Annotated in this window: 10 protein-coding genes; 7 read left to right on the top strand and 3 right to left on the bottom strand. The window is 50.9% G+C overall.

Translation table 11 applies throughout. The features are described from left to right. The first annotated feature begins 5 nt into the window (after window positions 1–5). Genes DZK30_RS09315 through DZK30_RS09295 form a run of 5 tightly spaced genes read left to right on the top strand, consistent with a single transcriptional unit; the run spans window position 6 to window position 6,357 of the window. The gene (locus tag DZK30_RS09315) at window positions 6–866 is read left to right on the top strand and encodes a hypothetical protein (protein ID WP_118973854.1); all 861 of its coding nucleotides are present in this window, start codon (window positions 6–8) and stop codon (window positions 864–866) included. Then, window positions 863–3,673, top strand: coding sequence for a tetratricopeptide repeat protein (locus DZK30_RS09310; protein ID WP_118973853.1), 2,811 nt, complete (start codon window positions 863–865; stop codon window positions 3,671–3,673). The genes DZK30_RS09315 and DZK30_RS09310 overlap by 4 nt, the downstream gene beginning before the upstream one ends. 11 nt (window positions 3,674–3,684) lie before the next feature. After that, window positions 3,685–4,752: a PKD domain-containing protein gene (locus tag DZK30_RS09305; protein ID WP_118973852.1), complete on the top strand. Its 1,068-nt coding sequence runs from the start codon at window positions 3,685–3,687 to the stop codon at window positions 4,750–4,752. A gap of 32 nt (window positions 4,753–4,784) precedes the next feature. After that, window positions 4,785–6,092: a Fic family protein gene (locus DZK30_RS09300; protein WP_118973851.1), complete on the top strand. Its 1,308-nt coding sequence runs from the start codon at window positions 4,785–4,787 to the stop codon at window positions 6,090–6,092. A 4-nt stretch (window positions 6,093–6,096) separates the two neighbouring features. Further along, window positions 6,097–6,357, top strand: coding sequence for a hypothetical protein (locus DZK30_RS09295; RefSeq protein ID WP_118973850.1), 261 nt, complete (start codon window positions 6,097–6,099; stop codon window positions 6,355–6,357). A 114-nt stretch (window positions 6,358–6,471) separates the two neighbouring features. Here the strand turns inward: DZK30_RS09295 and DZK30_RS09290 are convergent, their stop codons facing one another. The 3 genes from DZK30_RS09290 to DZK30_RS09285 are packed head-to-tail and all read right to left on the bottom strand — an operon-like array spanning window position 6,472 to window position 7,932. Continuing rightward, a complete protein-coding gene (locus DZK30_RS09290) occupies window positions 6,472–6,795 on the bottom strand; it encodes a hypothetical protein (protein ID WP_118973849.1) in 324 nt (107 codons plus the stop codon). Between the two features lie 44 nt (window positions 6,796–6,839). Further along, complete coding sequence (locus DZK30_RS25785; RefSeq protein ID WP_162902980.1) at window positions 6,840–7,040, bottom strand: hypothetical protein; 201 nt, start codon at window positions 7,038–7,040, stop codon at window positions 6,840–6,842. A 46-nt stretch (window positions 7,041–7,086) separates the two neighbouring features. After that, on the bottom strand, window positions 7,087–7,932 hold the full coding sequence (locus tag DZK30_RS09285) for an alpha/beta hydrolase (RefSeq protein ID WP_118973848.1): 846 nt from the start codon (window positions 7,930–7,932) through the stop codon (window positions 7,087–7,089). A 529-nt stretch (window positions 7,933–8,461) separates the two neighbouring features. On the opposite strand from DZK30_RS09285, the gene DZK30_RS09280 reads away from it, so the two are divergent. Together DZK30_RS09280 and DZK30_RS09275 are read left to right on the top strand one after the other, a co-directional pair. After that, complete coding sequence (locus tag DZK30_RS09280; RefSeq protein ID WP_205529399.1) at window positions 8,462–11,719, top strand: LodA/GoxA family CTQ-dependent oxidase; 3,258 nt, start codon at window positions 8,462–8,464, stop codon at window positions 11,717–11,719. After that, window positions 11,719–12,852, top strand: a complete 1,134-nt coding sequence (locus tag DZK30_RS09275; protein ID WP_118973847.1) for a tryptophan 7-halogenase — start codon at window positions 11,719–11,721, stop codon at window positions 12,850–12,852. Before DZK30_RS09280 ends, DZK30_RS09275 begins: the two co-directional genes overlap by 1 nt. Window positions 12,853–12,995: the final 143 nt, after the last annotated feature.

Below are 12,995 nucleotides of genomic sequence, written 5' to 3'. Positions count from 1 at the left end.
GTATAATGACGCTTCTGAGAATAATATTTTTCCTGTTGGTCCTTCTTTCCGGCACTGCTGCCCGTTGTCAGTATGTTACCGACGATGAAATAAGGGAAAAACTGTTTACCCTTGAGGTCAAACAGATTGATGAATTCCTGGAACGTTTTAACGACGAGCATTTCTCGTTCATCAGGGAGCAGGCCAATAAGATCGGGACCGGGCACACGCTATCAAGGCCGCTGCTTGTAGCCAAATTATTCAACCTCGATGCACAGTGGAATAAGGATACTGTGCTGGCGTTTCTGCATTTGGTTTTAAATCCTGAGAAACCCGTTCTATTATCTTTCACAGATAGCAATTGGTACGCTCAGGCCGAATGCCGGTTCTTGTATAAGGGAAAGAAAGTGAATGTACCGCTCTTTCTTCGGGTAAGTACGACCAACCCAACCGGCGCCCGTTGGGCGATTGCGGGCGTTGGCAACCCCAGCTTCTTCGGCCGGCTGCCGGCTGCTCCGCTCCCGGCCCCGTCGTCCGGCACTTATCACTTTATTCCATCCTCCAGCCACATCAACAGATTTTTGAGTCTTTACAGGGCCTTTGGCGATACAACAAACCTGGTGGAATACTTCGATCCCCTGGCCTTGACGGATAGCAGCGTCAATAAGTTGATCACCGGCCTGCACAGCAGGTCGTTGAAATTGATCGCGGTCAAGCAGGTTATGTTCCATTTCTTCCAGATTGATGGCTGGTTCTTTACGGTGGAACGGTTTGAACGGAATACAACGAACAAAGGATGGCTGATCAACAGGCTGATCAATATACCCGAATCAGAAAAAGGAAGGCTGTTGAGCGGTTTATTGCACCCAATTAAATTCAACAGATGAAGCGATTAAGACTTATTGTCCTTTTAATGATTACAGGTTCCTGGTATGCGCGGGCACAGGCCGACGGGCTCACGGCCAGGGATACCATGAACATCAACAGGCATGCGATCAATACGGTTTCGAGTCTGTCCGATTTCCTGAACTTTATCAGCACGCATTACGAAGAGGGGGATATAAATGCTACGTTAAAAAATGCATTCTCGGTCAATAAACTGTTCAGCGATAGCACAGCCATAATCGAAAGCAACTTGTTGCCCGAGTATGGCTTAGGCAATAGCGCTGTACTTGCTATTCCAAAGTATGTGAAGGATTTCAATATTCTATATGAAAAAAGCGATACCAGCTCTGTATCGATCATCATAAAGCAGATCTTACCTGTCAGGAAGGGAGCTTCGTACAAATACCTTCAGGTGATTTGCCAGGAAACATTTGTAAATAAATATAAACCGACCGGTGAATCCTATTCACCGGCCACTATTGTGATCGAGCTTAAAATTGAAAAGCCTGTAAGGACATGGGAAACGACGATTACCAGGATCGCTTTCTTTGACCCGGACAAGTATAATAAAGATACATTGAATAATATACCGGTGCTGCTGGCCGGGGATAATCTGCAGGAGACCGATTGGCAGGAAGATCCTACCGACTACAACCTGACCCTTAGCAGGGGTAATGCCTTTTACGATATCCATGATTTTACCTCGGCTTATCTCGAATACCGGCAGGCCAGGCTGCAAAGGCCATACGCTGCGGAACCGCTACGGAAAATGCAAAAGATAAGGGAAGTGATCAAAAGCAATGGCGACGACGCCAATGAATACCTCTATGAACAGCTCGTTTCAAGGGCGCTTATGTGCGAACGGCGGAGCAGCTTCGGGAAAGCAGTTGGCTATCTTGATCTCGCTAAAGAAGTGTTGCCGGATAGCGCCATCGTGCTTGACCGGTCAGCAGAAAGGATAAACGCCCGTGCGCAACGGATAAACATCTTGTCGGAGCAATACCGGTTGGGTCAGTTCCGGGATGCTATAGGCGTTTATGACGATGCGATCAAACAGTCGCCGCAGAATGGCGACTATTATTTGTTACGAGGCGAAGCCCTGGAACGATTGGGTAATCTTAAAAAAGCGCTTACAGATTACAATGCCAGCCTGCAATACGATGCAACCAACCTGGCAGCCCTTCTTAAAAGAGGTAAGCTGCACAGTAAGCGCAAAGAATACCTTGAAGCCAATCTTGATTACGATCAATATATCGCGATCGACAACCAGGATCCCGAAGCCTATATTCAGAAGGCGCTGAACTATGAGGTGAATAACAATACGGCAGAAGCCCTGGTAGAGCTGGATCGTGCGATAAAAATATTACCCAATGCAGCTTCGCTTTATTACGCCGGCGCAGATATCCTTTTCCGTAAAGGCGCTTATACTGCAGCCCTGGGTAAATATGAGCAAACGATACTCAGGGACCCCGATCATGATCAGGGACGCGCTTTTCTCAAGCAGGGCTTGTGTTTTCTGGAACTAGCCGATGTGGGTCATGCAGGCGCCGCTTTTCAGCAAGCGCTTAGTCATGGTATCGACAGGGCTGGTGTGGCGTTGATCAATGGTAAAGCAGAAGCGTACCGGGTGCATTTTTTGGAGATGTTGTCTCTTGTAAGACAAAATGCAAGCAAGGCAAATATCGACTCGGCCCTGGTTACAATAGACAATGCGCTAAAGATAATGCCGGCATCGCCGTTAAGTCATTACCTGAAAGGCATGCTGTATCATACCATTGGTAACTATCGGGGGGCCGTAGACGGCTACAGCAAGGCGTTGACCTACGACCGGAATTATGCGCCTGCTTATTATCAGCGGGGTGCCATCTACCTGCTATTGCAGCAAAACGAAGATGCAGCGACAGATCTCAGCCAGGTATTACAGATCAATGCACAGGCGTCGGCCGACAGTCCCGATGAGCTTGCTTTGTATTGCGACGCGGTGCACCTTAAGGCCCAGGCGCGTTATAACCAGGGTAGGTTCGCCGATGCTATTATGGATTGCAACAATACCCTTTCCAGGATCGGAACCGAGCGCCTGGCCATTGATCGGCATCATGAGGCCATGATCCGGAGCGTTCTGGCTAAAGCATACTATGCTGCGCGTAGAACAATAGAAGCACAGGCTCAGGTCGATAAAACCCTTGACCTGGATAAAAATTATGCCGAAGCTTACTATACTAGAGGGCTGATCCGTAAAGATCAACACAGCTATGATGATGCCGTGCGGGATTTGTTTAAGGCGCTGGAATCCGACAGGAATAATCCCGTTTGGAACTATGCATTGGGCGAGGTGTTTCGCTTGAATGATAACTACGCCGAGGGCAGGAAGGCCTATAATGTATGTTGCCGGTACGATACCCTGCTCAACTATCCCATGGCTTTTTATTACAGGGGCTACTGCTCTGGTCAGATGGGCAGCTACGTGGAAGCATTGACCGATTACCTGGCAGCTAAAGATCTTCACCTCGATGAAAAGACAGGCACATTTTATACGGAGCTGGGCGACGTTTACCTTAACCTGAACCGTTTCGATAGTGCTGCCGCGCAGTATACAATAGCTTATAGCCGCAACAATGCCGATGCCGGCGCCTGCTATGGCCTGGGCAAGGCCTGTTATTTTCAGAACAGGTCAAATGAAGCGCAAGGCTGGATGGAAAAAGCTTTTGCCGGCAGGTCAATTTCCCGCAGCAGGATAAAGAGCGATAAAATGATTGCCAATATGAGAGAAGAGCAGTGGTTTAAGAAACTCATGAAGAAATACTATTAACCAGGAAAGATATGCACCTATTCAACTTTTTCTTGTCGGAGCATCGTACCGGCCTTAATGGTAAGGGCTGGACGCTCGTCGTGCTGCTGGCGCTGGCGTCCGGCCTGGCGGGTTATCTCTTTATGAAGCCCCGTGCCTGCCCCGGCTTTGTTATATACTGCAATGACCGCCCGGTCGGAGATACCAATCTGTTTTATGTCAATGCTGCCGTCGCCTTCTCGGCCGGAGAAGGTGCAGGGAATAATATCAGCTGGGATTTTGGGGATCAGACGCCAAAGTCTATTGGCGCCAGGACAACACATTTCTTTACCGCTCCGGGACAATTTACCGTACGGGCCATTTACCAGGCAAAATGTATTACCGTCGTTCAGGTGATTATCCGTGACCAGGTAGCTGCCCTCGTCGCAGATAAAGCCGGCCGGACGGTGATCCAATCACCGGATGTGTTGCTGGCCGGGCAATCGTTGAACCTTGATGCGGCCTATGGTAAATGGCGGTTGATCAATGTAGCCGACTCACAGGTGCAGCAAGTAGAGCGCGGCAGGGTAACCTTTACCACACCGGGCACGCGTATCCTGGAACTGAGAACAGAAAAGGATTCGCCAAAAGTATACCGCAAAGAGATCCGTGTGGTTTCCCCTCCTGCTTCTGCTCCTGTAACCACCCATGCTCCGGCCCGGCCCGCTGCGACGCCGGTACCGAAGATAGAAAATACCTGGGATGAGGTGGAGCACGCCGCCCCGAAAGCCCCGCCGGCAGCCAATAGCCGGAAAGAGGTGAAGGTAGAACCCACAGCGAACAACACCGTATGGGTCATTGCCGACCAGGAGCTTAAGGATAAGCTTAACGACATTATCGCCAACCAGGAACACGCGCAGAACCTTGTGGCCTACCTGTGCGGGGGATTAGGTACCAGGGTGCTCGCCAATAAGCAATGGTCGGATATGCAATCGTTCTGCCGTATGGTGGAGAATAATAAGCGCTATGAAGTGACCGCCGTCGAGGCCGTAAGAGATAGTAGGGACAACTGCATCAACTATATCAAGATCACCTTCAAAAAAGCATTCCTTTCGCTTTAAAATAAGATAAGCCCCCCTGAAAACGATCTACCATGAAGCCCTTTCTGAAAAGCGGAGCAACAATCTTATTGACACCGGATCCCGGTTGGCACTGGGTGGGCTGGGATGGACGGCTTACGGTTTACTCAGCGATCAAGCCGCTGCATCTTTCCGGGGACAATATCATTATCGGTACCGATGTACCGCTGTTTACGCTTATCTCGATCCGTGCTTATGCTGCCGATTGGTTTTCGGATATACCGGGCACCATAGCCCTGGCGACATTTGCTGTGGATGAACCGACGTTATCCGACAAGATAAAAGTTAACCGGTCGGAGCCATTGCTGATCTCGACAACGGGTACCTTCAGTTGTAGCTTTACAACACCGTCCTTTAAAGTCGCGCATACCCTTGTCCCCGACACCCAATTCCTGAAGCATGGCACCTGGAAAGTGGTTGTGCCCAATCAGCAGGTGTTTTTCAGGAATCAGATTGGCCCTGAAATACCCCCTTGTGTAGAAGAAGAGGTGCCGAAAATGACGAATTGGCAAAAGCGAAAGGCCGCTATGATGCAGTCTCATGTAGGCAGGGCTGTAATGGAAGAGCTTAAAGAACTGGCAGAACCTGAAAATATAGCAATAGCCGTAGGCGTTGGACTTGCTGCTATTGCCCTTTTGCCAGCAGAAGGAGTAGCTGCTGTATTTGTTGCAGCCGGAGCACTATTCTCGGGAATTGAAATGGGCAAAGGCCTTGCCTATTTGGTAGATTTCAATAACAAAGCGGAAAACGCACAAACCTGTAGGGATATCAGCGAGGCTGCAGATAGTTTTAGTAAAGGCGCCGCACAATTGGGCATAGGTGGGATTGGAGCGATCTTATCGCTGGGTGGTCTAAAAATGATGCCGAAAATTCCCAAAACGGAAGCTATCTTTAATTCTGAATCCATAGAAGCAAGTGCTGCTGTGCTGGGAGAAGAGTCAATGGCGGTGGCGGCTGAGACTGAAGCTATTACCCCAGAAATGGGATTTGATGCTTCATCGTTTGCAGATGAAATAATTGCTTTTAATAAAACAACCGATGGTGGTGGCCATTTGATAAGCGGAACTCCTTCCTCTGCAATCGATTCTGCGATGTATTATGAAACCGCTCCAGAACAAGGAGCAGCAATATTCAGATCAATATCTAGGAATCATATGTTCATGAATGGGAATAAAAGAACTGCTGTCGCTGCGTTTCAGTCGTTTGCCAAGCAACACGGGTTGAATACTGTAGGACAGGAACAAATGATGGATATTGCAACACAAGTTATAAATGATAAGGTAACCGATGTATCTCAAATCGCAAAAATGTTAATCAAATAGAGATATGAACATTATTAAAAGAACAATAGAAAAGCCGAATCCTTCTTTTGAAGAATTAATTCTTTGCTTTGAAGAAATAAGGACAAATGGAGACGTTGCCGTAATAAAATTTGATGGGGAGAGGGATAAAGATGAATATACTGTGTTTGTTTCTTTCCCTCGAAATAAAAGAGAGATGATTCGTGTTGATGGGAGTGACTTAAAAGGAACTCTAAAAAAGATACTTGCTGAATATATAGAGGAAAATTCACGTGCTGCGACCTAGACCCTCAAGTATTGTAAAGAGTTAATTATGGTATTGTCTATCAGCAAATTGCTTTGCAAGTATTCATTCCTGATACCCTGCATCATAATATTTGCATTTGGAAGATCATCTCTCTCAATACTGATCATTTTGATAAGGCGCAAAATCTTCCAGCCGGGGCAGGGGCCTGATCAACACCTTTTTACTGGTATTGCTAAGCACCTTATCCGTCTCATAGTTCTCGACTTTTTGGATACGGGTACCGGTTGACAGGTTGAAATCGGTCGTATATAGTCTGCCTTGTCCGGAGGAGCTGGTCTCCGTATAGCCGATCAACTCAAAATGACCGTTCTGGTACCGGAATATATGAGTATAATAGCCGCGGAGCAATTGCTCGCTGATGCTTAGCACACCCTTGTCGATGCTCACCTCATCCAGCTCTTTGCCATCGCCGGCCACTGCTTTCCCGGGTTCTATAGCTTTAGTACTACTAACAACTAATTTCAGCTGGCCGTCCGGCTGGCTGAGATAGTGTAGGTTCCCGCACTGCTGCCGGCATCCTGCATTACCGTAACCAGGTCATCTTTCCCGTCTTTGTTCAGGTCGCCTTTGACCTTTTTTACGACTACATTAAAGGTCCCGGAGGATTGTCCCCAGGTGATAACGGCGGGCAACAACAATAATAGAAGTCCTGCTTTTTTCACGTTTTTTTTGTCAAAGGTAAACAGGCTACAGTAAACATCAGACGGGTCATTTGGATACCTGGCCCTGACCTGTGATGCCGGGATCAGTGTTTTCGGGATAGGAGACCGGCTGATCCTGGAAGTAATTCAGGATGATGCTGCTGATGGTATCTGCTTTGCTGAAGACCATCAGGTGCCCGCCGCCTTTGATGCTGTAGTCGGGATGTACGAGCCTGGAAGCGATTACCTTATCGGCCGTTCCGTGTATCTGGATCGTGTGCCCGGGCATTTCCCTGTTATCCCAGTGGGCAATGCTTTTAAGTCCCCAGCGGAACAGCGGAATATCGGTACCGCCCAGCAGGTGCGTGAGCGCCTTCTTATCCCTTTCGGTATGGGCGCCAAAATAACGATAGGTAAGAAAATTGGCATGCTTGATCATGAAGCCGGGGATGATCCGGTACATACCCAATCTCATAAAAAAACGGTTGAACGGGTTGAGCTCATCCCTGGTCCTCACCGAGGAGATCAGGACCATTTTCTTTACAGCTATTTGTTTGGAAACTTCTACAGCAACGATCCCACCGAAGGAGAGCCCTATGATATAGGGATCGGTTACCGTGATCTGGTTACTGATCCTCCCGGCATAATGCTCCAGGGATTCGTTGGCCAGGGGTGGGATCCAGGAAATGTATACCTTGTTATAGCCGGGGAGATGCAGGTTTACAAAAGGGCTTGAATCGGCCCCTAGCCCGCTGAAAAAATAAATAGTTCCCTTGTCCTTGCCGGTGGCATCGGTAGGGATTTTGGAAAAGGCAAAAGAGCCCGGCAAGAGCAGCAACGCAACCGGCAGGAATGCTTTCAAGCGCCGCACAGCAGCTGTTATTGTCCCGGTAAAATGAGTAAGGTACACCATTGCAAATTTAAGATCCGCTAACGCAGATTTTAGAAAAGGAGGCTGTGTCAAAAGGGATAATTTTTGCCTTGATGAGCGAAGCCGAAGCACGACAAAAACGACGTTTCCAGCTTGTTTACATTTCGAATCGCTCCATGTGAAAGGCTTGATACCTTTTGAGACAACCGCTCCTGCGCTGTAAAATAGCGCAATATTTCTTAGCGGTTAACTGAATAACAACATCGTCTTTCCTTTATGGTTGAGGGGTTAGTTCTCTTTATCAAACAAATGATGATATTTTCGACTTTAACATGCAGAGCCCGCCGCACTCCGGAGGGAAGCGCTAAACAAGCTGCCGGCGTACCCGCCCTGCTTCAGCCCCTTCGCTACCCACCCCGGCACATCTCCACCTTTGACCGGCTATAATAAGATAGGTTTACCCGCCTTTACCCCCATTTTTACTGAGAAAAAACAGGTAGAAATACGGGCGGGAGAAATGTGGAATTGTCGCATTTTGCGCAGGTGAAGCTTCACAATTAAAACCAAACACATGGCCAAAAAATCAAAAGACAATGGGCAACCTATGCCTAAAGGGCAAGCTTCGGCTAACAAAGTCGCTTGCTGGGACAGCGATGGCGACATTAAGGTCGTCACACAGCGCCTGAAGGAAATGTTCGTTGAAATGGGTCAGAAGACCCGGATCGAAAGAGGGCAGATGCCCGCCGAACGCGCCGTTTTCCGTAAACAACATGGCATCGCTTATGGCAGGTTCATTGTTAAAAAGGACATTAAACCCGAATTCAGAGTCGGCATTTTCGCAGGCGATGCTTACGAGTGCGCCGTAAGGTTTTCGAGCGATACCGGGCCTACCTCTCCCGATCTGCATTCCACGCTGGGCCTGGGTCTGAAGCTCTTCGGCGTTGAAGGCCCCAAGCTCTTCGGCGAAGGCAATAATGCCGATTTTATTTTCCAGAATATCGATCGCTTCTTTGCACGCGACGCGCAGCAAATGTGTGCCTTTACTACCGCCGGTGTAGTAGATGGCGACTACGATGCCTATATCGATAAGCATCCCGAGCTGGCCAGCATTCTCAATGCGATGTCGAAGGTAGAAGCCAGCTGCCTGAGCGCCGGTTATTGGGCTATACTTCCGTTTAAGCTGGGAGAAAGCAATATAGTCAAGTACCGCCTGGTACCGGAAGATACCGATCGCGGTGCGCCTTTCGACGACAATAACTACCTGGCCCTGGACCTCCAGCAACGGCTACGCAACAAGGAAGCCCGGTTCCGCTTCGAGATACAGCCCCGCACCAACCCCACAACCATGCCATTGGATGATGCGCAGGAAGTATGGAGCACCGAGGAGAGTCCCTACGTCTGTATCGCAGAACTTCACCTGCCTCAGCAGGATATCTGCGCTATCGGGCAGCCGGAATTTGGCAGCATGCTGGCCTTCAATATCTGGAGAACATTGGCGGCGCATGAGCCTCTGGGTTCCATTGCGCAGGCCAGGAAGGTGGTATACGCCGCCAGCGCCCAAACGCGCCACCAGGCCAACGGGCAGCCTTCGCAGGAGCCGGACAGGATCAACCCGCACTTTACCGGCAATACCGATGAGGACAGCGATTGTATCGTTACCGCGGGCATCTATCCGCCCATAGGTGTTATGCGCGTAGGCAACAGCGAGGAGGAATACTTTATAGGCCCGCTGGTTACGGAGCCGGAGCCCAGGCTCGACGAGCATGCCTACAGGGACAAGACAGGCGCTCTGAAACGCCAGGCAGCCCAGTTCAGGATATATGGCTTCAATGCCGCAGGTAAAGCGGTTAAAGAGTTGACGGCGGAGGATGCCCACATCGTATGGCATGCCCACCTGGCCAATCAGAAAGCTTCCTGGTACCAGTTCCAGATGGCGCTCGATATTCCCGATGCTGCTACCGCACCACCATCGCTGCTGAGAAATATTGATGTAAAAGACCGCAATTCCCTGATCATTGACGGGGAAGAGCAAACCCTAAGCGGAACAGGAATTACCAACGGACCTAAGTTTACAGGCCGCTTCCAGGGCAAAAAAGTGTACTTGGGCGAGATGCACACCGACGAAAAAGGCCGCCTGATCATGCTGGGTGGTCATGGCGTATCGGAGAACCTGAACGGCGATATCGCGATCACCTTTGCCAATAACGAAGGATGGTACGACGATATCTCCGACGGTCCGGTTACGGCCGAAGTGGAATACAAAGGCGTAAAGCTAAAGGTCGATCCGGCCTGGGTGATCTGCGCCCCACCCGATTATGCGCCCATGCAGAAATCGGTACGCACCATGTGGGATCTCATGAGGGATGTTGCTGTTAAAGCCGGTATGCTTACCAGGCCTGCCCGCCCGTCCTTTACCAAAGATATTCTGCCCATCTTTGAACGGCTGACCAATCTGCAGTGGGTAAATGCCGGCTTTGCTTCTGCATTCGGCTGGGGCGGCCAGTTTGACTACACGACCTCAGCGTGGACGGTTAAGCTCAACGATCCCTCGCCGGCCAACCTGGAGATGCGCCGGACCATTTCCAATAACTTCCGTCGCTACGACATACCGGGAGCCGATGCACCGCAGCTGTGGCCATGGCTATACGGCGATGCCGTCGCCATTCCGAGTACCGGCTCCGTGCGCCAGCATGCGACACTCAGCGATTTGCAGCTCTCATTCCTGGACCAATGGGTGAAAGGCGATTTCGATGCCGACTATGTCGACCGTACCGGTTGCCCCTTTGTGCCGCCGCCCATGAATATTGATAAGCTGCCTGTAGCCGAGCAGCCGGAAATGCTGACCAGGGCAGCGATGGAATTTTGCCTGGCCGACGCCTTCCACCCGGGATGTGAGATGACCTGGCCCATGCGCACCGCGGGTATGTACATGGCGCCTTTCCGCCTGAAACATTCGCCCAAGCTGCCCTTGGTAGATACTTCGTACTACGGGCCGGTGATGAGCAGCGATGTGTTCACGCTCGCCAAAGGGCCATTGCTGGGCGGACAAGTTGCCGGCGGTGTGACCCGCTGGATGGCGATACCCTGGCAGACAGATACCGCCAGCTGCAGGGACGGCTATACCTCGGAATACGATCCCTACCTGCCTACCTTCTGGCCGGCACGGGTACCCAACAATATCCTGAATGAAGAGCGGTATAAAGAGGCCATGGACCCCAGTCTTTCAGAGCCGACCCGTAAGCAGGCTTTTGCCTACCGGGCTTTATGGCTCAATGACCTGCCGCTCGACGGCCTGTCGCCCACCTATACCAACCAGATCAACAGTATGATCAAATACTTTGATAAGCTGGCTGTGGTACAGGCACGGCCGGGCACGCCCGACAACGGAACCTTTCCGGCTACTATGCAGGTGGGCCTGATCCCCAGTGCCGAGCAGGAAGCCGCATTGCTGGCCGAAGCCCGCGGTGAGCTGGATGCCATCATCAGCCGTAAGAACATTACGGATAAGAAAGTGACAACCCTGCTGAAATCTGCTATGACGGGTCTGTCGAAGAAAAACCTGCTGACCGAGCCCGATATGCTGAGCGACGCAAAGGCCACGCTGCTGTCCCTCGTGGAGCATGAGCTGAGCGAGGATTTTAAATCGTCGTCTGTGATCGGGAGATTGTTGCGATTGCTGGAGTCGAAAATGCACAAGCCCGTGAAGTCCCTGGCTATGAAGCCGCAGGGCTATACGAAGCGGGAGTTGGGCGAAGGCGAAAAAGGCAGCCGTTTCCATGCGTATACACTCTATACGCTTCCTATTGAAAAACCAGTGCGTGAGCGTTAATGAAGACCGACCTGGCTTATAAGGCAGACGTTGCGATCGTGGGCGGGGGCATAGCCGGCTGTACGCTGGCCATGGCCCTCGCCCCTTTGTATTCCGTCGTGCTTATCGATAAACTACCGGAACCGGTCGCGCGCGTTGGCGAATGCCTGGCGCCCGCTGCCCGCCGGATATTGCGGAAGCTGGACCTGCTCGGCGGTATTGTACAACAGCCTGGTGCCACGCTTTATTTGCCCCATCCCGGAACACAGTCGTATTGGGGCAGCGCCAGCCGCCATGTGGTCGATCACCTGCGTAATCCCGATGGCCCGGGATGGCACCTTGACCGCAGGGCTTTTGAGGCTTATCTTAGGAAAGAGGCCTCGGAGAGAGGCGTGCTATGCCTTTGGGGCGCTAAGCTGCACAGTAGCCATTATGAAAAGGGTCGTTGGCAGCTGGTAACGAAGTCGGCCGATGAAACGGAGGAAGACAGGATCATCCCGGTAACGGCAACATTCGTGGCAGATGCCGGTGGCCGGCTATCGGCTTTTGCCAGGCAGGCAGGTGTGCACCGAACGCATTTTGACCGCCTAGTAGCACATTGGGGCATCTTGCCCGACCGCGAAGAGATCCGCATGAGTACCATATCGGCAGCGGCAGCCGGATGGTGGTATAGCGCTCCGGTGCCCGGCAATAAAAGAGTGATAGCGCTGCATACAGATCCGGACCTGGTAGACCGCCGCGCGGTGAAAGAAGCCGGTTGGTTTATAAATGCAGCAAAGGGCAATCTCGAAATGGCCAAAATTGTCGCTGCCGCTGACGGCGATGTCCAGTATTGTGGTGTGGTGGCAGCCAATTCGACACGGCTCAGCCAGGTAGCCGGTAAGCAGTGGGCCGCCATAGGCGATGCTGCGATGAGCTTTGATCCGCTGTCTTCGCAGGGCATGTTTAACGCTATGGCCGGCGCCCTGCAGTTGAGCGAATTATTGTTGTCCGGGGAGCGGGCATTGGATCACCCGGAGCATACGGAATACATACAGGCGGAATATGGTCTGCAAATGGATCGTATCTGGGACCGCTATGTGCAGCATAAGCATCTCTTTTATGCCCAGGAGCAGCGCTGGAAAGACGCTACATTCTGGCAACGGCGGTGTTGAGCACATTTTGAAACAGGTGTCTCTCTTCCGGCCACTGCAAAACTTTTGCTGCGTTAAGATCTGCTCCGCGAAAAGACCGGGAGGGCATTTTATTTTTGGATTATATTTTTTGAAACGATCGGCTTTATCTGTGTAATGCGATA

Source organism: Taibaiella koreensis, from assembly GCF_003545715.1.
In the GTDB taxonomy this organism is placed as follows: Bacteria; Bacteroidota; Bacteroidia; order Chitinophagales; family Chitinophagaceae; genus Taibaiella; species Taibaiella koreensis.
This window is presented reverse-complemented; position numbering and strand designations above follow the sequence as displayed.